The organism is Paenibacillus sp. FSL H8-0048 (assembly GCF_038002825.1).
Lineage (GTDB): Bacteria > Bacillota > Bacilli > Paenibacillales > Paenibacillaceae > Paenibacillus_AQ.
This window is the reverse complement of sequence record NZ_JBBODF010000001.1, coordinates 6553337-6577082: the sequence shown is the minus strand read 5'-3', so window position 1 is coordinate 6577082 and position 23746 is coordinate 6553337. Positions and strand designations below refer to the sequence as shown.

The window sequence follows — 23746 nt, the reverse complement described above, 5'->3', positions numbered from 1 at the left end:
AAAAGCGAGAGGAGGTACGCCCCAGTTAATCGCCGCAGGTACGGTCGTGCGTGTCAGTCTCGCTTGATTGCCACATTACATATATATCATGCTATATGCTAATGAACGGCTATTGTCCGGTCAATAATCGGTCAAAAAACGGTCAAAAGATTATTGACTAAATCTTCTAAAGAAGCTTGGATAATCTTTAGGTTCCACTTCATTAATATTTGCTCCATGCCGTGTATAGTACTTATCCTGATAAATCATAGGATTTGCAGTAGATTTAACAGTAATTATCAATACATCTTTCTCGAAATAATTAATTATTCTAATGTTCCGCGACAATATATCTTTAGCCTCATCAGAAATAGGCTGTTTTTTAATTTCTTGAATTATCCATCTATAGAAGGAATCAAGATCCTTTTTTAAAATCTGTGCTTCATGCCCTATTCCTGTTATAAAGAACCCTCTATAATTCGTTGGTTCAACTCCATATATTTCTTTTATTCGCTGAGCATCTGTAAATTTATCAGAAACACCCACGCACACATATCCAACTGAATGAGGGCTGTTATTAGCCATAGCAGTCAACGTTTTAACTATTTTAGCGAAACTATTAGTATCAAAAGCATTAGATGAATCCAATACTGTAAAACCCTGTTTGAAATCATAGAGCGTTTGTTCTGTCTTTGACTGCATTAATAATGATTCAAATTCAGTTAACCATCTATGACTCGCTGGATCCTCCACGGATTTATTCTTAAAACAACTTTGCAAGATGCCAGAAACAGCATTAACATTATCATTTTTATTAGAGGCGCTCCAATTTCCACCTTCAGTTATTCTAATGTGGGAAGCTATGCCTGTTAACTTCTTTTCCAATTCTGTATAACTACTTATTTGTTTATTTTCTCTAATTAATAATTTATGAAAAGCTAAGAATACAACATGGAAATATCTAGGCAACTTCAGAGCAGGATCACCAAATACTATTTCTCTAAAATTTTTGGTACTTATATGCAGAACCGCTCGTATCTCATCATATACATTTATAAATTGCTTTTCTAGATTTTCAATGCCTATTTTTCTAAGCTGTAATTCCAATTCAAAAGATCTTTCACTCTCTTTCAAACCATAGTACTGATCCGATATTGTTGAACTAGAGGGTGGTATATCAGAGAAAGCCATTGCTGCTATAATATCAGATATGAGTTCCTCGTCCCTAGCCTCTCTTACCATTTCTTTAGTTAAGACATTATTCTTAACCCAAAAAATTTCCTCAACAGGTATGCCATAATCTAATCCAGTACTAGTTATACTAATCTGTTTCATTTTGTTTAAATTAAGAATATTCCCTGGTGAAACATCCGTTCTTATCTCAGCAGCTAGTTTTTTTACCAAATCATTAAATATTCCGAGTGTTCCAGCCGACCTTAATTCTTGCCTAGATAAATGTTTGCCATAACTATTTATTCTAATAAATATTTCATCTACTTTCTTTTCATCATTAAAGGAATAAATAGACAACGGTAAGACATAACTAGAGAATACTTCACAGACATTTCTATCAAGCACCGGTTTTTTTTGAATCAAAACACCTTTATCTAATAAAGACTTTGATTCGACCATAGTTTCAAGATCAAAATACATGTCATTATAACTAAATTCTCCCTCAATAAAAGACATTACTGCGTTCAATCTTTGCATACCGTCAATAATTTCAAAAACAGAGGTCCCGTCATTAACACTATCTGCTAATAGTATTAAAGGGACTGGATATCCTTTAATTAAAGAATCTACAAACTTCCTTTTTTCTTCGATAGTCCAGATAAGCTTTCTTTGATACCTTCTATTAACATAAAATAATTCGTTCTGATAGAAATTAAAAAGTCTTTGAATTGTCTCACTACGAATAGAAAGCTCCCGCTGTAGTGAAGACACTATTTTTTTCTCCATAGTTTACTCATTCCTTTTACAGAGTATTTTTTTAAAACCCCTTAAGTTCTATAATAAAATTCGCTATAATTATTTTAATACCTTTTAATTGACTGGATTAATTTCCCTCCATTAGAACCTCTAACCCTAATGCACACGCTAAAATATAAATTGCCCTCGACTTTACCCGCCGATACTTGCGTTCACTCATACCTAGTTCCCCTCACAGTATGGAATCATACTCATCCTCATGCTCCAAATAGCGCAGCTAAATGATCTCCCGCTCCGCCTTCTTAAGCCGGCTAACAGCAATATCCAACAGTTTTGACTGTCGTTCCAATTCTATCTCTCTATCCGTATTCCATACCGCTATATTCTCCGTCATCCGGCTTATCGCATTGGCAGATCCATGATACCGCGGCTCCGGGCTGGCCGTGAGTGCCGCCTGGCGCCGTACGAAGCCAATCTGTCGATACACACGAACCGTCTCCAAATATCCATCCACCCGGCGGCGGGTCTCTTTTTCGTCGACCGGGAGGATGTCAAAAGCCAGTTGGATTGCTAATTTGTCGCTTTTCCCAATGATAATCCCCTCACTCGTGGTATAATTCGAATGAAGGTAAGAGATTGGACCCCAGTCCCAGCCAAGGTAATGGGGGTTTTTGTATTATTGCTTCTCACTGACTGCAAGCTTTTCTCGCAGTTCTGCATTCTCCTGCAGTAGCCGGACAAACAGGTGATTATTCAAGTCTCCTAAGGTATTCCGCATTTTCAGCCCCCCACTGATTTGAGTTCAGCACCCTCTGTTTCTTCCATTGTAATTGTAGCCATACCGTCCCAGGTCTCGCGGATCCCCTTAGCCTTGGCAGACACAGCTGCAGCCTGCTTCGGCTGAAGGACAATTCCTATCGATTCTTCGTAATGCTGCTGGGCCTTGGCATAAGCCCGGGAGTGAACGAAATTCATCCAGTTCCAAAACTTAATATTCGACATCGACTTTACTTTTTGAAATATACGCCGGCGTTTTTGCTCATTCATTTACGCGCACTCGACTCCTTCCATATTATTGAATCCATTCTCCTAAATCTCCGTATTAGATTCGAGGTGATATAATGACGATCAAAAAAATAAAATTATGGGCAAGAAGGATATCTGCAATAATATTTATGTTTGCAATAGTTGGTGTGATTTTCATGATCTCAATCATGATTTTCTTAGCCTTCTTTGATGATCAAGCTATTACCAATGCAGCAATAATGAATCGACTAACCCTCATACTTGCCGCTTTATCATTACCGGGATTGTTCATCCAGTTAATCTCTTTGCTCACTATTAACGATAAGAAGACATTTACCCTAGAAAAAAAGTGCCCTCATTGCAAACATCTTATTGAATTAAAACTTACCGAAGATTGAATGGATGGGATTTACTCCATCCGTTTCCATGATCAGCGTCATACCCATGCTTCATTTCTCCTAGCGATTGGCATAAATCCAAAGGTTGCTGCCGAACGGCTTGGTATGACTCCAGCGATGTTCAATGAGAGGTACTCGCATCTGCTCCCGATCATGCAGGAAGAGGCCGTTGACAGAATTGAAGATGAACTCAATAAATTCGCAGAAAAACAGTTGCAAGCTGTGAAATAAAAGCCCTCGTTAGCAAATCCGTTAGCAAGATAAAAAAACGGCCTTTCCCTGCTCAAGCATATTCTATTCACTCCTATGAGCCTAATTACAGCAAAAAACCCTTACAAAGTAAGGGTTTAAGTGAAGTGGGCCCTACAGGACTCGAACCTGTGACCAATCGGTTATGAGCCGACCGCTCTAACCAACTGAGCTAAGGGCCCGGACTAGGATATCCGTATTAGACGAGTGCTGTCCGGTGTAATAAGGTAATTGCGGGGGCAGGATTTGAACCTGCGGCCTTCGGGTTATGAGCCCGACGAGCTACCGGGCTGCTCCACCCCGCGTCAGTTAAGAATTATTTAAACAGCGACAATAGATAATATACAATATAGCCATGGATAAAGTCAAGGATGATTTTGGATTTTCTGTCTAAGGCAGAAAACGCACACCATAACGGCCCTTGCGCGAACGGTATATTTCCACAAAACTCGGATCATGATACCCATAGATCCATCCGTCCTGCTCCAGTCTTTTGGCAAGGCAGCCCGCTTGAAATCTGGTCCTGAATAACTTGGCAAAATAGATCCAATTCATGATACCCTCTTCTCCTTCATCGCAATAATATATGTCCCGGTGCTATTTATCATGCCCAGTTTTGCAAGAAAATTAGAGGAATGCTCTGCGGAGTGGATGGCAATTTCTGCCCGTATGCTTAGGTGACTGGTTGAAGCATAACGCTGGTATGAAGCAGATTACTGGGATATGGAGTATAACAAATGAGTTAAGAACAGGAAGAGAGTGCGCAGCTAATTAGGGGCTGTGGAGATTGGAGATACTGAGCAGTTAAGGGAAACAGTTGGATTTTGTACACTTGCTTGGGCGAAAGTCGCCTCTTCAAAGGAAATAAGTGGATTTAGGTCATCTATTTCATGCGGTAATTACGCTATTGTCCATATCGAGACTCAACAAGTGTATTTTTTCCAACTAAAGTCACCAGAAGTGCGCTAAGCGATTGAATAGATGCTGTTTTTCCACTTCTTTCCCTTGAGGGGGAGCTTCTACTTGTTAGTCAACATCCACTTCTCCAGCCAGCCTACAACTTAGCCAGCCTATCAGCTGACTGGAGTATGAGCGTACGCTCTACATCAAGCCCAAAAACTAATTATAAGCAATAAAAAAAGAAGCCCAGCCCCTGGCAAATGGGCAATGCTTCTCATCTTCTTCCTATTCTCTTCTTCCCTGTCTCCTGCCCTACACGCCAAACGCCGCAGGGTCCTGGCGCCAGGATTGCAGCAGCGCTACATCGCTCTCAGCGATTTTGCCTTGGGCCAGCGCCACATTAATCAGCGTGCTGTAGTTAGACAAGCTCTGGAGCGGAAGCTCGGCAGCGGCGAAAGCCTGTACGGCGCGGTCGAGCTCGTAGCTGAAGATAGCCAGCACGGCCAGCGGGAGGCCGCCTGCTTCTTGTACGGCCTGTGCGGCTTTTATGGAGCTGCCGCCAGTGGAGATCAGGTCCTCGATCACGACGACCTTCTGCCCGGGCGTGATCAGTCCTTCGATCTGGTTCTGCTTGCCGTGGCCTTTGGCCTTGTCACGGATGTAAGCCATCGGGAGACCGAGCTTATCGGCCACCCAGGCCGCATGCGGGATACCGGCGGTTGCTGTCCCGGCAATCACCTCGGCGTCCGGGTAGCTGGTTCTGATCAGCTCTGCGAAGGCCTCCGCAATGTAATTGCGGACTGCCGGGAAAGCCATGGTCAGACGGTTGTCGCAGTAGATCGGCGATTTGATGCCGGAGGTCCAGGTGAACGGCTCCTGCGGGCGCAGGGCTACCGCTCCGATCTCCAGCAGATGACTTGCGACCTGTTCACTTCGATTCTCTAATATGCTCATGCTTGGCTCATCTCCTCAATAATAGTCAGTGCTGCCGTACGCGGGTCTGGCGCTGCGGTAATCGGCCGGCCCACTACCAGGTAGTGGCTGCCTTGACGGATAGCCTGTCCGGGTGTCATGACCCGGGACTGGTCGTCTAGTGACGCACCTGCAGGCCGGATACCTGGTGTAACCGTACGGAATTCGGGTCCGCAGGCTTCTGCAATCACCAGAGATTCCTGTGGGGAAGCTACGACTCCATGCAGGCCTGCTTCTGCGGCGAGCTTGGCGTAACGCACCACTGCATCAGTCACTGTTCCGGCTATGCCGATTTCGCGGTTCATCACTTCCTGGCTGGTGCTGGTAAGCTGGGTTACTGCAATGATCAGCGGCATGTGCAGCGACGGCTTCAAGCTGACCGCCTGGGCCGCTCCTTCCAGCGCAGCCGCCATCATGGCTGCGCCACCGGCGGCATGTACGTTGAACATGTCCACGCCCAGCCCGGCTAGGCTCTCTGCCCCGCCCCGGACCGTGTTGGGGATATCGTGCATTTTGACATCAAGGAATACCGAATATCCGCGCTCCTTCAGCTCCCGGATGAAGTCTGGACCGGCTGCATAGAACAGCTGCATGCCTACCTTCATGTAACAGGGGATGCCTTCGAGCTGTTCGATCAGCGCCCGCGCCTGGTCTGCATTCGGGTAATCCAGGGCGACCATCAGCCGTCCGGCCATTTCATTCCATTTCTCAATCTGCCAAGCATTCTCATGTACGTGCTGCTGCTCTGCTGCTGTCCGTTCCATTCGCCAACCTTCTTTCTTAGTTATCTTATCCAACACCTTCGATATTAAGGTCCCGGGCATAGGGGAACGGTCTGCGTTAACGCAAACCGTTCCTGTAGCAGCCTGTTACAGCTGCCTCACCCTCTATCTTATTGTCCGACAAAAGCAGGCATCGACTGGGACGAGAAGTTAATCGTCTGCAGCATTCTCAGCAGCGCCGTTACCGTATCGAGCGAGGTCATACATACGACTCCGTTCTCTACCGCTTCACGGCGGATGCGGAATCCGTCACGCTCAGGCGTTTTGCCCTTGGTCAGTGTATTGAAGACGAAGTTCGCTTGACCGCCGCGGATCAGATCCAGAATAGTCGGCTCGCCCTCATCCAGCTTGTTAACGTTCATCACGTTCAGTCCCGCCTGCTCCAGCGCCGCTGCTGTACCGCCGGTGGCGATGATTTTGTAGCCCATGGCATGGAAGCCCTTCATCAGCTCAACCGCTTCAGCCTTGTCTTTGTCGGCTACGGTTACGATGATTGCTCCGGTAGCCGGAATCTTCATTCCTGCACCGATCAGGCCTTTATAGAGCGCCTTGGCATACAGCTTGTCGCGGCCCATAACCTCACCCGTAGATTTCATCTCCGGTCCGAGCGTAGGCTCTACTCTGCGCAGCTTGGCAAAAGAGAACACCGGCACTTTTACCGACACATAATCGCTCTCCGGCCACAGGCCTTCTGTGTACCCGTCTTCCTTCAGCTTGCCGCCCAGAATGATCTTGGTCGCCAGGTTCGCCATCGGAATACCGGTTACCTTGCTCAGGAACGGAACCGTGCGCGAGGAGCGCGGGTTGACCTCAATGACATACACTTCATTCTGATAAATAACGAACTGGATGTTCACCAGACCGATGGTCTTGAGCTCCTTGGCAATCTTGATGGTAATCTCGGCAATCTTCTGCTTCAGACCTTCATCCAGATATTGCGGCGGGTAGACAGCGATGGAGTCGCCGGAGTGAACCCCTGCGCGTTCCACATGCTCCATGATGCCCGGAATTACAACTGTCTCTCCGTCGCAGATGGCGTCCACTTCCACTTCCTTGCCCAGCATGTAACGGTCGATCAGCACCGGATGCTCCGGATTCACTTTGACCGCTTCAACCATGTAGCTGAGCAGCTCTGTGTCGTTGTAAACAATCTCCATGGCGCGTCCGCCCAGGACATACGATGGACGAACCAGCACCGGATAACCGAGGGATTGCGCAGTTTCGACGGCTTCATCGATGTTGATTACAGTCTTACCCTTAGGTTGTGCGATATCCAGACGGGCCAGCAGCGCTTCGAACTTCTTGCGGTTCTCGGCTTCATCAATGCTGTCCAGGCTGGTACCCAGAATGTTCACACCCGCAGCAGCAAGCGGTGCAGCCAGGTTAATCGCGGTCTGTCCGCCGAACTGTACGATGACTCCTATCGGATTCTCCTGGGCAATGACGTTCATGACATCCTCGAAGAACAGCGGTTCAAAATACAAGCGGTCCGAGGTATTGAAATCCGTTGATACGGTCTCTGGATTGTTATTGATAATTACAGCTTCGTATCCGGCATTCTGAATCGCCCACACGGCATGCACTGTGGAGTAGTCAAATTCAATCCCCTGGCCGATACGGATTGGACCGGAGCCGAGGACAATAACCTTCTGCTTGTCGGAATGGATGACCTCATTCTCTGTCTCATAGGTCGAGTAGTAGTACGGCGTAGTGGCCTCAAATTCAGCGGCGCAGGTATCTACCATTTTGAATACCGGAACCAGACCCTGCTGCAGACGCAGCACACGTACCTCTGACTCCTTGGTGAATGCTCCGCCTGGACGGCCTTCGGCACGGATCTCGGCAATTGCCCGGTCTGTGAAGCCCTTGCGCTTGGCCTGATACAGCGTGTCAGCAGACAAGGTCTCTTCAGCCCGCAGCTCATCCTCGAACTTGACAAGTCCTTCGATCTTGGAGAGGAACCACCAGTCCACATTCGTAATATCCTGAATCTCCTGCAGCTCATAGCCGCGGCGGAAGGCTTCCGCGATCAGGAACAGGCGCTCATCATCGGCTTTGGCCAGTCTGGTGCGCAGCACACTCTCTTCCAGCAGCTCTGCTCCCGGCAGGCGGAAACGGTGAACACCGATCTCCAGCGAGCGGATCGCCTTGTGAATCGACTCTTCAAAGGTACGGCCAATCGCCATGACCTCACCGGTCGCCTTCATCTGTGTGCCCAGCTTGCGGTTCGCCGAGGTGAATTTGTCGAACGGCCAGCGCGGGATTTTGCTGACGATATAGTCGAGTGTAGGCTCGAAGCAGGCATACGTCTGGCCGGTTACCGGATTGACGATTTCATCCAGCGTATAGCCGAGGGCAATCTTGGCCGCCATCTTGGCAATCGGATAGCCGGTCGCCTTCGACGCCAGCGCCGAGGAGCGGCTGACACGCGGGTTCACTTCAATCACGTAGTACTGGTAGCTCTGCGGGTCCAGTGCGAACTGAACATTACAGCCGCCTTCAATATTCAGCGCGCGGATAATCTTCAGGGAAGCACTGCGCAGCATCTGATATTCACGGTCGGACAGCGTCTGGCTCGGCGCCACAACGATACTGTCGCCCGTATGTACGCCAACCGGATCAAAGTTCTCCATGTTGCAGACTACGATACAGTTGTCGTTCGCATCACGCATAACCTCATACTCGACTTCCTTCATTCCGGCGATGCTCTTCTCGACCAGACATTGGCCAATCGGGCTGTAACGGATACCCGCCTTAACGGTCTCACGCAGCTCTTCTTCGTTGTCGCAGATCCCGCCTCCGGTTCCGCCCAGCGTGTAAGCAGGACGAACGATCAGCGGATAACCGATTCCGGATGCGAAGCCCAGGGCTTCTTCCACACTGGTGATGATTGCACTTTCCGGTACTGGCTGATCCAGCTCGCGCATCAGCTCGCGGAACAAGTCCCGGTCCTCTGCTTTCTCGATGGAGTCGAGCTGGGTGCCCAGCAGCTTCACATTCTCCTGCTCCAGGACTCCGGCGCGGGCCAGCTCTACGGCCATATTCAGACCAGTCTGTCCGCCGAGGGTCGGCAGCAGTCCGTCCGGACGCTCCTGGCGGATAATGCCGGTGACGAAATCGAGTGTAATCGGTTCGATGTATACTTTGTCAGCCATATTGGTATCGGTCATAATCGTCGCCGGGTTACTGTTGATCAGTACAACCTCGACGCCCTCTTCCTTAAGGGCCTGGCAAGCCTGTGTGCCTGCATAGTCGAATTCGGCAGCTTGACCAATAACGATCGGGCCGGAGCCGATAACCAGAATTTTTTTGAGTTTGTTGTTCTTAGGCATGTTATAGAGCTCCTTTCACGGCTTCAAGCTGGGGTGATGATGATTTCGGTGCCGTGATTCTGGCATTCGCCGCAAGCTGTGCCTGGCGCGATCCGGCCGGCCGCTGCGCCTTATGTTCTGCGATCAGCTGCAGGAAGCGGTCGAACAGATAACTGCTGTCATGCGGTCCCGGGGCCGCTTCCGGATGGTACTGCACCGAAAAAGCAGGGTAGCGGGTATGCTTCAGTCCTTCAACGGTTTTGTCATTGTTATTGATATGGGTAACTTGAAGGTCTGTGCTCGCAATCGATTCCTCATTCACGGTGTAGCCATGATTCTGGGAGGTGATGAAGCAGCGTCCGCTCTCCAGCTCCTTCACCGGATGGTTCCCGCCGCGATGGCCGAACTTAAGCTTCTCTGTATCAGCGCCGCAAGCCAGTGCAAACAGCTGGTGTCCCAGGCAGATGCCGAAGATCGGGTATTCGCCGAGCAGCTCGGAGATCGTCTGTACCGCATAAGGCACATCCTTCGGGTCCCCAGGGCCGTTCGAGAGCTGAATGCCGTCCGGGTTCAGGCGGCGGATCTCGTCTGCGGTGACATCATGGGGGACAACCACCACATCGCAGCCGCGGTTGTTCAGCTCGCGCAGGATACCGGTCTTCGCGCCGTAATCGACCAGCACGATGCGTTCCTTGGTGCCCGGGCTGCTGTAGGCTGCTGTAGTTGAGGTACGTGCAACCTGATTGCGCAGCTCCTCAATCGTAGTGTCGCCCATCATCTCCATCAATTCTTCCACACGCTTGTTGGAAGTGGTGAGGATCGCCTTCATAGTGCCGTAGTGACGGATAATCCGGGTTAGCATACGGGTATCAATCTCGCTGATGCCGGGAATGTCATATTCCTTCAGCAGATCGTCTACACTGTATTCAGCACGCCAGTTGCTGGGTACGGATTCGTGACGCCGCACAACAAAGCCGTGTACAAAAGGGCGCACGGACTCGAAGTCATCACGGGTAATGCCGTAATTCCCGATCAGCGGATACGTCATGGTGACGATCTGGCCGCAGTACGAAGGGTCCGATAGTACCTCCTGATAGCCTGTAATTCCTGTGTTAAAAACAACCTCGCCCGTCTTCTCGCCTTCCGCGCCAAATGCGGTGCCTGTGAACAGTGTTCCGTCCTGAAGCAGCAATCTCGCCTGCATGCCTTCCACTCCTTCTTGTTTCTGTAGTCTGATTCTTATGTCACAGCCATGCAGCCGGGCTGCATGGGCTACTGCTTACTTCTGTTAAGCCTCACTCCATACGGCTCTGCCGTCTACCCAGGTCTTCACCGGCCAGCCCTTAAGCTTCCATCCGGTAAAAGGTGTATTGCGGCCCTTGCTCGCAAATGCTGTAGGGTCTACTTCCTTCTCTTCATTCAAATCAATCAGGGTCAGATCGGCAGGCGCCCCTACTGTAAGGCTGCCTGTATTCAGTCTGAACACCCGGGCCGGATCAGCGGTCATCCGCTGCACCAGCAGGGACAGATCCCATTTGCCTGTGGCCACAAAAGCGGTATACAGCAGCGGGAAGGCTGTCTCAAAGCCGACGATGCCAAAAGGCGCAAGCTGCATGCCCTTAGCTTTCTCTTCTTCGCTGTGCGGGGCATGGTCGGTCACGATGATATCCAGCGTGCCGTCCAGCAGCCCTTCGATGCAGGCTTCCACGTCGCGGCGTGAGCGCAGCGGCGGGTTCATTTTCCAATTGGCGTCCATGCCCGGAATATCCTCTTCCGAGAGCAGCAGATGATGCGGGCATACCTCAGCGGTCACCTTAATGCCGATTTGCTTCGCCTGGCGGATCAGCCGGACCGATTGCTCGGTGCTGACATGACACACATGATAGTGGACACCCGTTGCTTCAGACAGCAGAATGTCACGGCCCACATGAATGGCTTCCGACTCATTCGGAATTCCCTTCAGGCCATGCTTGTCGGCAAAAGTGCCTTCGGCTACCGGCGCTCCTTCCACCAGCGAGTTATCCTCACAGTGGGCAATCACCGGCATATCCAGTTCCTTCGCCAGCTTCATCGCATCCTTCATCATCTGTGCGCTCTGCACGCCTACGCCGTCATCGGTGAAGCCGATCGCCCCTGCTTCTTTCAATGCAGCAAAATCCGTCAGTTCGCGTCCCAGCTCATTCTTGGTAATGGCCGCGTAAGGCAGCACCTTCACAAGCCCTGCTTCGCGCGCCTTATCCTTCACCAGCTGTACGATCTCTGCACTGTCAGTTACCGGGCGTGTGTTCGGCATGCAGGCTATTGTAGTGAATCCGCCCTTGGCCGCCGAACGCGCACCCGTCTCAATCGTTTCCTTATGCTCGAAGCCCGGCTCACGCAGGTGCACATGCATATCGATCAGTCCCGGTATCAGCAGCTTACCTTCCGCTTCAACGGTCTCTCCGGCTTCCTCTACCGCCTCGGCGGCATCCTGAATCTTCGAGATAACTCCGTCCTGCACAACAATATGCTTGCGCTCCAGCACGCCTGCTTCGTTCAGTACACTGGCATTTTTGATGATCACGGTTATGATTCTCCTTTGTGCCTTCCGGCCGCAGCCGTAAGCTCTGTAGTTATTATATAATAAAAATTCATCTTTGTGTATATTTATTAATACATTTCTGACCGCTATTGCAGCGCCCGTTCCATGACCGCCATCCGTACCGGCACTCCATTCGCCATCTGCGGGAAAATCCGGGACTGGCTGCTCTCCACCACCGCATCGTCGATCTCCACATTGCGGTTGACCGGCGCCGGGTGCATGATGATCGATGCCGGATTCAGCTTGGCTGCCCGTTCTTCGGTCAACCCGTAGTCTCTCCGGTATTCCTCTGCCGATAAAATAATTCCCGAAGCATGACGCTCCAGCTGCACTCTCAGCATCATGACCACATCCGCCTTCAGCGCTTCTTCCATTGACACGTATGGAGCGTAGGCCGCAAGCTCAGGTGCCTGCATATTCGCAGGGGCGCAAAACTGCACGCTTGCCCCCATTTTGGTGAGTGCCCAGAGGTTGGACCGTGCTACCCGGCTGTGCATAATATCCCCGATGATCGAGACCTTCAGGCCCTTCAGTCCGCCAAAATGCTTGCGCATCGTGTACAGGTCCAGCAGCGCCTGGGTCGGATGCTCGTTGTTGCCGTCCCCTGCGTTGATGAGCGGAACGCCTACCTTCTCGGCAAGCTGCTGCAGTACCCCGGCGGGCTTCAGCCGGACCACTCCGGCATCGATGCCCATCGACTCTAGTGTGCGCACTGTGTCGTAGATGGACTCGCCCTTCTCCACACTGGAGGCCGCAGCCGTGAAGTTCAGTACTTGTACACCCAGGCGTTTCTCGGCCATTTCGAAGGAAAAGCGGGTTCTTGTACTATTCTCGAAGAACATATTGGCAACAAAATGTGCTCTCAGCACCGGCGTGAGCTTCTCGCTCTGATTATCCCAGTAGGCTGTTCTGTTTAACAGCTGGTTAATCTCCGACTCCGCCAGCTCCTTCATCCCCAGCAGACTGCGTTCCTTCACTTTGGTTGCCGTCATCATTGTTATCGTTCCTCCCGGTTTGAAATAATGTACACTTCGTCCTTGCCGTCATATTCGCTCAGGGACACTTCAATCTGCTCATGCCTGGAGGTGGGTACGTTCTTGCCGATATAGTCGGGGCGGATCGGCAGCTCCCGGTGGCCGCGGTCAGCCAGTACAGCCAGCTGGATCATCCGGGGCCGTCCGCAATCCATCAGCGCATCCATTGCCGCGCGGATCGTTCTTCCGGTGTACAGTACATCGTCGAACAGGATCACTTTCTTGTCCCGGGTGCCGCTTGAGCCCGGAGGGAGGATCAAATTGCTGTTCACAACCGCCTTGTCCATCGCTTCCCGGTTGTCCCCGCCGCCTTCGCGGTCATCGCGGTAATGGGTAATGTCCAGCTCCCCGTAAGGGATGTCCACGCCCTCGATTTCCTTAATGCGCTCCGCGATCCGCTGAGCTAGGTAGATCCCCCGGGTCCGGATGCCGACCAGCAGGCAATTCTCGATACCCTTGTTTTTCTCCAAAATCTCATGTGCAATGCGTGACAGTGCCCGGCGAATCGCCGTTTCGTCCATAATGACATTTTTTTCAGTAACCATCCTCTTTGCCATCCTCCTGCTTGATCGCCTGTTCAAGTTCCCCGGATAAACTAAAAAACTCCTTGCCCAAAGCAGGCAAGGAGTGAAATCCGCAGATTCAAAAAGATGGCGTGTCCGCGCGCAGAAAAAGGCCCTCCGTACTCCTACGGATTCCTGCTTTCTTACGCGAACCTCGATTCACGTTACCTTGCCAGCCTCACGGGACTGAATTAAAGGCGCTATTCAACTATAGGGAATTATGACAGATGGACGGGGGGATGTCAAATTTTCTTCACAGACATTTCATTTAGGTGAAGGGCGCGGCTGCGGTGATTTTGGACTTTCGGTCGCTGTTGTCTCCAGATTGATTTGAATTAACCGCTAAGCGGATTAAATCCGGAGACAAAGGCGAACGCTATCGCTCCTGCAGTTCCAAAATCCCCTCCGCCACTTTCACCTAAACGGTGCAAGGGACAAAGACTTGCCATCCCCCTTGGGAGAGAGGCAGGTAGATAAGCACTATAGCGCTGCGCTGATAGTGCATTTTCGTGTATGGCGGCGATTGCCGCCATACTGCAACAACTGCGGAATACAGGAATTGCACAAATGGCACAAGACACCGCATCAGCGGCAATATCCCGGCTCATTTTAAAAAAGTGACCGCCACAATCAAACTTAGGAACAACACGGGGATACACGAGCGATCTACCCTGATTTCGTTCCAGCCCCTGCTCTGTTATGATAAAACTGGAATGGAACTGGAGGCGAATACAATCATGAACATGGAGTTTATTACTATAGAAGAGTGGGATGAAGCGTGGTGGGGGCGGATGGAGGGGATCTACCATGAAGCTTTTCCGAGCGGGGCTAAGACCAAGGGAATTCTGCGCAGTATGCTGAACCGGGGGATTGGTTACTTACATGCTGGGGTTCAGCAGGGGATGGTTGTTGCGATGGCAGTTACGGGTGTTGTCGGAGATGCTGCGGACAAGATCCTGATTATCGATTACCTGGCGGTAGATAAGGCCTTGCGCGGGCAGGGTACGGGGACCTGGATGCTGAAGCAGATCAAAGCTTGGACGGTGCAGGAACATGGTGTCCGGGGAGTCATCATTGAAGCGGAATCGGGGGCTACGGGGTCGCATAAGGAGCGTATTCATTTCTGGGAGCGGAACGGGTTCGTCCTGACCTCCTATGTCCATCAATATCGAATGGTACCGGAGCCTTATCAGGCCATGATGCTGCAGCTGGGTGGCACGGGGAATGTGCCGGATGACGGCAAAGGATTGTTCCGTTATATCAATGCTTTTCATAAGGTGGCTTACCGGAAGGGATAGGCTGCACTGATGCTTTACTAATGCTCTACTCATGCTCTGATGTTGCACATTATGCAGGAATTCTTCCGCTCCTGTGTGCTGCTGCGCCAATTGTTGCAGTTTTTGCAGGATTCATGCCAAATATTCATCATCACCGAATGGATTGTTGCAAAAAGGGCAGGATTAGCGTGTCCAAACTTGGTTTGAGCGGTGCAAGGCTGCAATTTGTGCAACAATTCGGGCCGGGCTGGGCGGGAGTTCGCTATGTTGATAGACGGAACTACAAAGAAGCCGCTGCAGTTTTCTCCGCAGCGGCTTATTCACTATCTACATTTAAAATTCAAATTCAACGTCGCTCAGACGTCTTTGGATTTCGGAGATGACACGTTTCTCGTCTTCCTCGCCCTTGGCGATAAAGGTCACGGAGAAACGCACGAACGCGCCGGCATCATCCCAAGGCACGGTGGAGATGAGCTTCTCGCGGATCAGGAACTGCGAGAAATCCTCGCCGGATTCAAAGCGGCGTCCGCCCTTGACGCCTTTTGGCGCGGCAACATAGAGGAAGAAGGAGCCCTTCGGCTTCTCGGCCTTGAAGCCCAGGCTGTTCAGCGCATCCACCAGCATGTTGTGGCGGCGGGAGTATTTGGCGGCAATCGCTTCGGTAATCTCAGGATGAGAAAGGCCGTAAGCGGCAGCTTTTTGAATCGCGATGAACTGGCCGGAATCATTGTTGTCCTTCACATCACTGAACGCCTTCACGATCAGCGGGTTGCCGGCCACAAAGCCGATTCTCCAGCCGGTCATGTTGTAGGACTTGGACAGGGAGTGCAGCTCCACGCCGACATCCTTGGCACCAGGCACGGACAGGAAGCTCAGCGGCTTCACGCCGTCATATGTCAAAGCAGCATAAGGAGCGTCATGGATGACGACTACATCATATTTTTTGGCCCAAGCTACCACTTCAGTGAAGAACTCAGGTGTGGCACTTGCACCCGTAGGGTTGTTCGGATAGTTGAGGTAGAGCAGCTTCGCCTTGCGGGCAACCTCTTCAGGAATGGAGTTCAGGTCAGGCAGGAAGTTGTTCTCCTTCTTCAGCTCCACGGAGTAGACTTGTCCTCCCAGATACTTGGTATGGGTGCCCAGCACCGGATAGCCCGGAATGGTCATGATTGTGATGTCGCCCGGATTAATGAATACGGATGGCAGCATAGCCAGCGCAGGCTTCGAGCCGATGGAATGCACGATTTCCGTTACAGGGTCAATTCCGTCCACCTGAAAAACTTCCTTAAGGTACACAGCCGCTGCTGCCTTGAATTCAGGAATACCGTTATCGGAGTAGCCGCGGTTCTCTTCCTTGGCCGCTTCCAGCGCAAGTCTGGACACGATGCCTTCATCTGCCATTTCGTCCGGCTCGCCGACGCCCATGTCGATCAGCTCAATGTCCGGAAAATCCTGCTTCGCCGAGGCTTTGGCACGTTTGATTTTCTCAAATTTGTAGATGGACGTATCCTTGCCGTATCCTTCGCCGCCGATGCGGTCTGCAAAATTCGTCTGAATGAATGTTGCCTGATATTGTTCAATGCTCATAATCTTCTACTCATCTCCTGGGCCTATGTTGTGAATCTATATAAGCTGAACTTAAGAATGGAGCAAGCTGGATTCTTAAGTTCACTCTGTTATGCTCTAAATATGACGCAAATCCGGCCGCTGTACCATGGATTTATAATCTATTGATTTGTACTTATCTGCTGCGCAACGTATAAAGAAGTTCTTCCATATCCGCCGGAATCGGCGCGCTGAACTCCTTGTATTCGCCTGTAGAAGGATGCACAAAACCGAGTACCGCTGCATGCAGGGCTTGTCCGTTCATGGTAGTTCCCTTGCTGCGGCCGTAGATCGGGTCCCCCACCAGCGGATGGCCGATGAACTTCATGTGAACACGGATCTGATGCGTGCGCCCTGTCTCAAGTTGTAGCTCCAGCAGTGTGCAGTCGCCAAACCGCTCCAGCACGGTAAAATGCGTCACGGAGCGCTTGCTGTTCTTCTCGGTTACGGTATACAGCTTGCGGTCATGCGGATCACGGCCGATCGGAGCATCTACGGTTCCCTTGTCATGAGACAGATTGCCGTGCACCACTGCGATATAGCGGCGGGTCACACTGTGCTCCTTAAGCTGGGCGGACAGCGAAGCATGACTGGCGTCATTCTTGGCCGCCATAATCAGACCGGAGGTATCCTTGTCGATCCGGTGGACAATGCCTGGACGAATCTCCCCGTTAATGCCGGACAGATCCTTGCAATGATACATCAGCGCATTGACCAAAGTGCCGGAGGGATGTCCCACTGCCGGATGCACAACCATGCCGCGCACCTTGTTCACCACAATCACATCGCTGTCCTCATAAGCCACTTCAATCGGGATATCCTGTGCGATCAGGTCCGTAACCTCGGGTTCCGGCACCGTAACGGTTACCTTATCGCCTTCATTCAGCTTATAGTTCGCTTTGACCGGCGCGCCGTTGACCACGACATGGCCGCTGCTGATCCATAGCTGAACCTGGGAGCGTGAAATCTCGTCTTCCATGGCCTCTGTAACGTATTTATCAATCCGCTCCCGCGCATTGTCCTCGGCAACGATCCATTCGGTGACGTCTCTTCCTTCCTCGAGGGCGCCAGAATCCGCCAGCTCTTTGACGTCTTTGTTCAAATCATTCATTCCCTTCTTTGACTTCCTGTGATTCCTTCACCTCGGTGACTTCCTGTTCGCCCTTCACTTCCAGCAGCGTGTCCAGAATAATCAGACCCACTCCGACCACGATACAGGAATCTGCTACGTTGAAGATCGGGAACGTATAGCTTCCGAAATTGAACATGAGGAAATCCACAACCTCACCGTTAAGAATCCGGTCCAGGAAGTTGCCGACAGCTCCGCCAAGGACAAGCGCCAGCGCGGTAGGCAGCAGCTTGCGGGTCTTGCGGGCCTTGTTCAGATACCAGACGATTCCGCATACAACGATTACTGTAATCACAATGAAGAACCACTGCTGTCCCTCCAGAATTCCGAAAGCGGCTCCACGATTACGGTGTGACGTAATAATGAAGAAATCCTTGATTACCGGAATCTGCTCTGCGAGCTCCAGCCGGGTGGCAATCAGATATTTGGTACCCTGGTCAATCAGAAATACAATTAGCGCAATCAGAAAGTACACCACAGAAGTTGTCACTCCGTTCTTATTTTTCCCGCGGCTTCGCGGTCCGAATACTGTATAAAGACTTGTATATTGTAGCACAGGCCTCAAGATAACGTCCATGGCATGGCCATACGGATCTGTAAAGTCAGGGCACTATTTGCCAGCGCTAAAAAAGGGCCCGGGAGGCCAAGCTACCTATAGAAGCGGAAACGGTTTGGCCGTCCTTTTAAGGGATAGTACCGTCTCAGCGATTAGCTACCGAAAGGAGCTCACAGCAATGAGCCATCTGACACCACAGCAGCTCTCCGGGCTGCGTACTGCTCTCCTGCAGCAGCAGGAGGATATCAAGCACAGGCTGAGCAATAGCGGACAATATGGACTGCAGGAGGCGATGCGGGACAACACCGGAGAGCTGTCCGAAATTGACAACCATCCCGGTGATGCCGCCACAGAGCTGTATAACCGTTCCATGGATATCTCCCTGCTGGAGCGCGATGAGCATGAGCTGGACGATATTGAATCGGCCCTGCGGGCGATGGACGAAGGAACCTACGGTATCTGCATCGCCAGCGGCGAACCGATTCCCTATGAGCGCCTGGCTGCCCTTCCCTCCACCCGCTACACGAAAGAGCATGCTCCCCGCCAGAGCGCTCCATTCACCCGTCCGGCCGAGGAGGAGCTATTGTCTCCGCCGTTTGGCCGCACCAGTCTGGATGAGCGGGATGACCAGAATGGCTCGGGTGGCGAGGATGCCTGGCAGATCGTGGAGAGCTGGGGCAATTCGGATTCCCCTGCCATGGCTGAAGGCAGCAACATCGGCTCCTACAATGATATGGAGATCGAAGCGGACGAGACCGAGGGCTTCGTGGAGCCCTGGGAGAATTTCGTAGCCACCGACATTTCCGGCAATCATCTGATGATTATCAAGGGCAACAGCTACCGCCATTACATGGATGACGAGGAAGGCGACTATCTGCTGGACCCGACCCGAAAAGGACGGAAGTAGCACAGCTGGCACATCAAATTAGTAGAAGCCATGTCAGTTAATGCTTGGAAGGGGTTAGGAACGATCCGCTGAAGAGAAAACCCCACCATTGTGGGGTTCTTTCAGGTTCAGCCGCGCTTAGAACGTCTTCAGCTCCAGCTGATGCTGGACAATCCGCACAATGTCCGCGATATAATCGCCGATGATCGGCAGATTGAGCGCACCCAGCACCTGAAGCACATAAATAATCGTCGCCGCAAAAAAAGTGAACCCAAGCGCAATCCCCAGTCCCCTGGCCACTCCGGAGAGGATGTTCAGCCAAATCAGCCGGAACGGGGAATACAGCAGCTCGGTATATTCCGAGATTCGTGACTTCTCCATCTGCTGGGCCAGACTCGTGGTCATCCGGTACAGGGCGTTCAGCTTCTCTTCCGGGGGAAGACCGGCCGGATCAACGGCTCCGGTGACAGCCGATGCAGGCTTGAGCTGAGAAGCGGCGGGGTGATTTTTCTCAGGATATTCTGTGCCCGGATCTGTCTTGCCCGATGGTTGGCCTGCTTCAGAATGCATGGGCTGCTTCTCTTGCGGTGCTTCCTCCCTGTTGTTCCCTCTGTCAGTGGTTCTATTTGAAATTCTACCCGGCCCTTCCGGCTGCTCAGCAGGATTCTTCCCGCTTTTCCATCCACCCACGCCCCTGCACCTCCTGGTTGTCTATACACCGCAAAACAAACGAGCCCGGTCGAAGAGAATTTTCTCTTCAAGCACAGGGCTCGTCATTTGCATTCTAACCCGTGGAAACTTTTCCTTTGCGGCTAGTATATACCATACATGGACAAGTAATGCAGGAAATGCGCGGCCGCTCTGGAGTTAAGCGCCGATATGAATACCGAAGCTCTTGCCTCCGGCGTCCACTGTCTCATAGATATAATCTCCGTCAAAATCCACCGTAGTCACAAGTACGTTCTCACGCAGCACATGCTCGAATGCGGTCACCGCCGCCTTCAGCTCGTCATCGACCTGCAGGGTCAGGGCAATCCGCTTGTCGATCGGCAGATCCAGACGTTTGCGGTAATCCTGCACCGCACGTACGACTTCGCGTACCCAGCCTTCCTGTACCAGCTCCGGCGTGATTTCTGTGTTCAAGGCCACTGTCAGTCCATAGCCGGATGCGGAAGCAAAGCCTGGTTTGGCCTGCTTCTCAACCAGCAGCTCCTCGGACGTAATCTGCAGCTCTTCTCCATCTGGTGACACAATGGCGATAACGCCTTCTTGTACCGCTTTGCGGGTAGCGTCACTGTCCATCGCTTTGAGGAAGCCTTGCAGGAAGCCGACGCTCTTGCCGTATTTCTTACCTGCCACCTTCAGGTTCAGCTTCAGGGTGAAGTCAACGAAGCCGCTGTCGCTGTGCTCAATGACGATATTTTTGACATTGATCTCTTCTTTGATCAGCTCTTCATAATCCGCCACGTTGAAGTCATCCGGAGTGGATGCGATCAGCTCGGACAACGGCTGGCGGTTCTTGATGCCGCTCTCGTTGCGGACGTTACGGGCCAGCTCGACGATGCCGCGGGCGTACTCCATATCTTTTTCCAGGACGAGATCGATCAGGTTCTCATCCGCTGCCGGATAGTCTGCCAGATGCACACTCTCCCCGCCGCCCAGGTTCGTGAAGATATCCTCGGACAGCATCGGAGTGAATGGAGCCATCAGCTTGGCTGTGGTCAGGAGGACATGCGTAAGGGTGCGGTAAGCATCCAGCTTCTCTTCGCCCAGCCCGCTGCCCCAGAACCGGTCACGGGATCGGCGGATGTACCAGTTGCTCAGCTCATCCACGAAGTTCTCAATAGCCTTGGAGGTGTTCACGAAGTCATTTACGGCCAGCCCTTTATCAACCAGCACAATCAGGCTGTTCAGACGGGACAGAATCCAGCGGTCAAGCTTATGCTCAGACACCTTGAACGGGTGATCCGCAGGATCATAGCCGTCGATTCCGGCATACAGCGTAAGGAAAGCATGCGTGTTCACCAGAGTATCCACTACCTTGGACTTCGTCTCCCCAACCAGACCGCGCGAGAACCGCTTGTTGTTCCACGGCGCACTGTCAGACAGAATCGCCCAGCGGAAGGCATCCGTGCCGTATTCGTTCATGATTTCCCATGGATCGATGACATTGCCTTTGGATTTGGACATCTTCTGGCCGTTCTCATCAAAGATATGTCCGTGGGCGATAACCGCCTTGTACGGCGCCTTGCCCGTGAACAGGGTTGATACCGCCAGCAGGCTGTAGAACCAGCCGCGCGTCTGGTCGATCCCTTCGCAGATCATATCCGCCGGATACTGGTCCTCGAACCGGTCTTGATTCTCGAACGGGTAATGACTCTGGGCGAACGGCATCGAGCCGCTGTCGAACCAGACGTCGATCACTTCAGGAGTGCGGACCATGATGCCGCCTTCGCTGAACGGGCTGCGCAGCTGGATATTATCCACGTACGGCTTATGCAGCTCGATATCCTCAGCGACCTCGCCGATCGCCATCTCTCTCAGCTCGGCAATGCTGTGCGGCGCGAACTCCTTGCCGGTATCCTGGCAGACCCATACGTTAAGCGGTGTCCCCCAGTAGCGGTTACGGCTGATATTCCAGTCCACCAGCTCCTCCAGGAACTTGCCGAAGCGCCCTTCGCGCACATGGTCCGGGTACCAGTCCACACTGTTATTGTTGGCAATCAGCTGATCCTTGATCGCAGTCGTCTGGATAAACCAGCTGTCTGTTGCGTAATAGAGCAGCGGGGTGTCGCAGCGCCAGCAGAACGGATAGCTGTGCTCGTATTTCTCCTTGTGGTAGAGCAGTCCGCGTTCGGACAGCACCTTCACGATATCCAGGTCACAATCCTTCACGAACCGCCCGGCAAAATCACTCACTACATCCGTGTATTTCCCGGAAGCATCTACTACATTCACGAAGCTGATCCCATTCTCGCGGCAGCTCTTATAGTCGTCTTCCCCGTGTGCCGGAGCCATATGTACGATCCCGGTACCGCTGGAATCCGTTACAAAAGAGGCTCCGACGATTACATTATGCTTCTCCGCCTTGATATAACCGAACGGCGGCGTATAGCTCTGGCCGATAAAGTCAGCGCCAGTGTGTGTAGACAGGATGGTGTACTCGCCCTTCAGCACTTCGTCCACCAGATTCTTTGCCAGTACATATACGCCGTCTTCCTGCTGTGCACGCACATATTCCATATTCGGATTCATCGCCAGCGCCATATGCGCCGGAAGTGTCCAAGGCGTGGTCGTCCAAGCCAGCACATAGTCGCCGCTGCCGTCCAGCTTGAACTTGGCGGTAGCACTCAGATCCTTAACCGTCTTATACCCCTGAGCAACTTCATGGGAGCTGAGGGTCGTCTGACAGCTCGGGCAGTACGGGCTGACGCGGTGCCCCCGGTACATCAGGCCTTTCTCATGAACCGTAGCCAGGATGTTCCACACGCTCTCGATGTACGTATTGTCCAGCGTTACATACGGATGATCCAGATCGGTCCAGTAGCCGATCGCTTCTGTGAATTCCCGCCACTGCTTCTCATAGCCGAAGACACTTTCCTTACATTCCTTGATGAACTTCTCGACGCCGTATTCTTCGATATCCTGCTTGCCGGAGATGCCAAGCTTCTTCTGCACCCCGAGCTCTACCGGCAGGCCGTGCGTATCCCAGCCCGCTTTGCGGATGACGCGGAAGCCCTTCATGGTCTGGTAGCGGCCGATAAAATCCTTGATGACCCGGCCCAGCACGTGCCCGATATGCGGCACCCCGTTCGCCGTCGGCGGCCCTTCATAGAACACATAGTTCGGGCGTCCCTCGCGGTTCTCCATCGAGCGGCGGAATGTGTCCTCCTCGCTCCACTTTTTCAAGATCCGGACATCTCTGGCCCGGGCTTTTTCTTTGACGTCTACCTTATGCATAATGGTCAATCCCTTCGTTTAGTCTTAAACCTTATTCGGATTACATCCGAGCCTGTTTTTTTAGAAACTTAAATTCTTTTTACAAACTAAATTCTTTAAAGCTTTTCGATCCCTCCCAAACCCTCCCTTCGCCAAGGGAGGGCCCCAAGGGCGCTGCCCTCTGGACACCCTAAATCAGTGCATCGTGTAAGGAGCAGGGTCAGTGGACGGGAAGGATTACTTTGGCGGAGTCCTCAGCCCTTCTTAGGCTGCCCTGACGGGTACGCCTAAGAAGGGCCGGTCCTACGCCGAACAAATTTTTCCCCTTCCGCGGACGCCCCTCCAACCTCGATAAGCACTTATTGCGGGTGTCCAGAGGGCGGCCAGCCCTTGGGGTCCCCCTTGGAAGGGGGATTTAGGGGGATGCCCACCACACAAATAAACGCCGCCCCGCCCCCAAAGGGGCGAGACGACGCTCGCGATACCACCCTAATCTGCACTGCACGCACATCCTAAGGGGTGTGAATTCAGCACAATCTCAGTCCGCAGGCAATAGACAACCTTGCGGGTCCGGGATAACGTCCGGCAGACGGCGGAGCCTACACACGTATACACGCTTCAGCTTAGCTT

The 23746-nt window shown here is 52.0% G+C and carries 20 protein-coding genes and 2 tRNA genes; 4 read left to right on the top strand and 18 right to left on the bottom strand.

What is annotated here, in order from left to right; translation table 11 throughout:
• Positions 1-150: 150 nt before the first annotated feature.
• The 3 genes from NSU18_RS28535 to NSU18_RS28525 all read right to left on the bottom strand — a co-directional run bounded on the left by NSU18_RS28535 (position 151) and on the right by NSU18_RS28525 (position 2955).
• A complete protein-coding gene (locus NSU18_RS28535) occupies positions 151-1938 on the bottom strand; it encodes a DUF262 domain-containing protein (protein WP_341150636.1) in 1788 nt (595 codons plus the stop codon).
• 247 nt (positions 1939-2185) lie between these two features.
• Complete coding sequence (locus NSU18_RS28530) at positions 2186-2395, bottom strand: hypothetical protein (protein ID WP_341150635.1); 210 nt, start codon at positions 2393-2395, stop codon at positions 2186-2188.
• A 293-nt stretch (positions 2396-2688) separates the two neighbouring features.
• Positions 2689-2955, bottom strand: a complete 267-nt coding sequence (locus tag NSU18_RS28525; protein WP_341150634.1) for a hypothetical protein — start codon at positions 2953-2955, stop codon at positions 2689-2691.
• Between the two features lie 74 nt (positions 2956-3029).
• Between NSU18_RS28525 and NSU18_RS28520 the strand changes: the two genes are divergently transcribed.
• Complete coding sequence (locus tag NSU18_RS28520; protein WP_341150633.1) at positions 3030-3332, top strand: hypothetical protein; 303 nt, start codon at positions 3030-3032, stop codon at positions 3330-3332.
• A complete protein-coding gene (locus NSU18_RS28515) occupies positions 3333-3563 on the top strand; it encodes a hypothetical protein (protein WP_341150632.1) in 231 nt (76 codons plus the stop codon).
• Positions 3564-3689: 126 nt separating this feature from the next.
• Here NSU18_RS28515 and NSU18_RS28510 read toward each other — a convergent pair.
• The 10 genes from NSU18_RS28510 to pyrR all read right to left on the bottom strand — a co-directional run bounded on the left by NSU18_RS28510 (position 3690) and on the right by pyrR (position 13706).
• Positions 3690-3763: transfer RNA gene (locus NSU18_RS28510), tRNA-Ile, on the bottom strand.
• A gap of 49 nt (positions 3764-3812) precedes the next feature.
• Positions 3813-3886, bottom strand: a tRNA-Met gene (locus tag NSU18_RS28505).
• An 85-nt stretch (positions 3887-3971) separates the two neighbouring features.
• Positions 3972-4136 (bottom strand): hypothetical protein, encoded by a 165-nt coding sequence (locus NSU18_RS28500; RefSeq protein ID WP_167347621.1) that lies wholly within the window; start codon positions 4134-4136, stop codon positions 3972-3974.
• A gap of 657 nt (positions 4137-4793) precedes the next feature.
• Positions 4794-5435 carry an orotate phosphoribosyltransferase gene (gene pyrE, locus NSU18_RS28495; RefSeq protein WP_341017618.1) on the bottom strand — a complete coding sequence of 214 codons (642 nt, stop codon included), beginning with the start codon at positions 5433-5435 and terminating at the stop codon, positions 4794-4796.
• On the bottom strand, positions 5432-6217 hold the full coding sequence (gene pyrF, locus NSU18_RS28490; RefSeq protein WP_445321827.1) for an orotidine-5'-phosphate decarboxylase: 786 nt from the start codon (positions 6215-6217) through the stop codon (positions 5432-5434). Before pyrF ends, pyrE begins: the two co-directional genes overlap by 4 nt.
• Positions 6218-6345: 128 nt before the next feature.
• Positions 6346-9567, bottom strand: a complete 3222-nt coding sequence (gene carB, locus NSU18_RS28485; RefSeq protein ID WP_341150631.1) for a carbamoyl-phosphate synthase large subunit — start codon at positions 9565-9567, stop codon at positions 6346-6348.
• Between the two features lies 1 nt (position 9568).
• Positions 9569-10750 carry a glutamine-hydrolyzing carbamoyl-phosphate synthase small subunit gene (carA, locus tag NSU18_RS28480; RefSeq protein WP_341017614.1) on the bottom strand — a complete coding sequence of 394 codons (1182 nt, stop codon included), beginning with the start codon at positions 10748-10750 and terminating at the stop codon, positions 9569-9571.
• 84 nt (positions 10751-10834) lie between these two features.
• Positions 10835-12115: a dihydroorotase gene (locus tag NSU18_RS28475; protein ID WP_341151113.1), complete on the bottom strand. Its 1281-nt coding sequence runs from the start codon at positions 12113-12115 to the stop codon at positions 10835-10837.
• Positions 12116-12213: 98 nt separating this feature from the next.
• Positions 12214-13122, bottom strand: a complete 909-nt coding sequence (locus tag NSU18_RS28470; protein WP_341150630.1) for an aspartate carbamoyltransferase catalytic subunit — start codon at positions 13120-13122, stop codon at positions 12214-12216.
• A gap of 2 nt (positions 13123-13124) precedes the next feature.
• Complete coding sequence (pyrR, locus tag NSU18_RS28465) at positions 13125-13706, bottom strand: bifunctional pyr operon transcriptional regulator/uracil phosphoribosyltransferase PyrR (protein ID WP_341150629.1); 582 nt, start codon at positions 13704-13706, stop codon at positions 13125-13127.
• A gap of 755 nt (positions 13707-14461) precedes the next feature.
• On the opposite strand from pyrR, the gene NSU18_RS28460 reads away from it, so the two are divergent.
• Positions 14462-15022: a GNAT family N-acetyltransferase gene (locus tag NSU18_RS28460; RefSeq protein WP_341017608.1), complete on the top strand. Its 561-nt coding sequence runs from the start codon at positions 14462-14464 to the stop codon at positions 15020-15022.
• A 312-nt stretch (positions 15023-15334) separates the two neighbouring features.
• Here the strand turns inward: NSU18_RS28460 and NSU18_RS28455 are convergent, their stop codons facing one another.
• The 3 genes from NSU18_RS28455 to lspA form a co-directional block, all read right to left on the bottom strand.
• Positions 15335-16588: an LL-diaminopimelate aminotransferase gene (locus tag NSU18_RS28455; protein WP_341150628.1), complete on the bottom strand. Its 1254-nt coding sequence runs from the start codon at positions 16586-16588 to the stop codon at positions 15335-15337.
• Positions 16589-16742: 154 nt separating this feature from the next.
• Positions 16743-17717, bottom strand: a complete 975-nt coding sequence (locus NSU18_RS28450) for an RluA family pseudouridine synthase (RefSeq protein WP_341017606.1) — start codon at positions 17715-17717, stop codon at positions 16743-16745.
• Positions 17710-18213: a signal peptidase II gene (lspA, locus tag NSU18_RS28445; RefSeq protein WP_036690157.1), complete on the bottom strand. Its 504-nt coding sequence runs from the start codon at positions 18211-18213 to the stop codon at positions 17710-17712. Before lspA ends, NSU18_RS28450 begins: the two co-directional genes overlap by 8 nt.
• Before the next feature lie 256 nt (positions 18214-18469).
• On the opposite strand from lspA, the gene NSU18_RS28440 reads away from it, so the two are divergent.
• Complete coding sequence (locus NSU18_RS28440; protein WP_341017605.1) at positions 18470-19198, top strand: TraR/DksA C4-type zinc finger protein; 729 nt, start codon at positions 18470-18472, stop codon at positions 19196-19198.
• 117 nt (positions 19199-19315) lie between these two features.
• Here NSU18_RS28440 and NSU18_RS28435 read toward each other — a convergent pair whose 3' ends face one another.
• The gene (locus tag NSU18_RS28435) at positions 19316-19600 is read right to left on the bottom strand and encodes a DUF5665 domain-containing protein (RefSeq protein WP_340995684.1); all 285 of its coding nucleotides are present in this window, start codon (positions 19598-19600) and stop codon (positions 19316-19318) included.
• A gap of 444 nt (positions 19601-20044) precedes the next feature.
• On the bottom strand, positions 20045-23137 hold the full coding sequence (gene ileS, locus NSU18_RS28430) for an isoleucine--tRNA ligase (RefSeq protein WP_341018627.1): 3093 nt from the start codon (positions 23135-23137) through the stop codon (positions 20045-20047).
• Between the last annotated feature and the right edge of the window lie 609 nt (positions 23138-23746).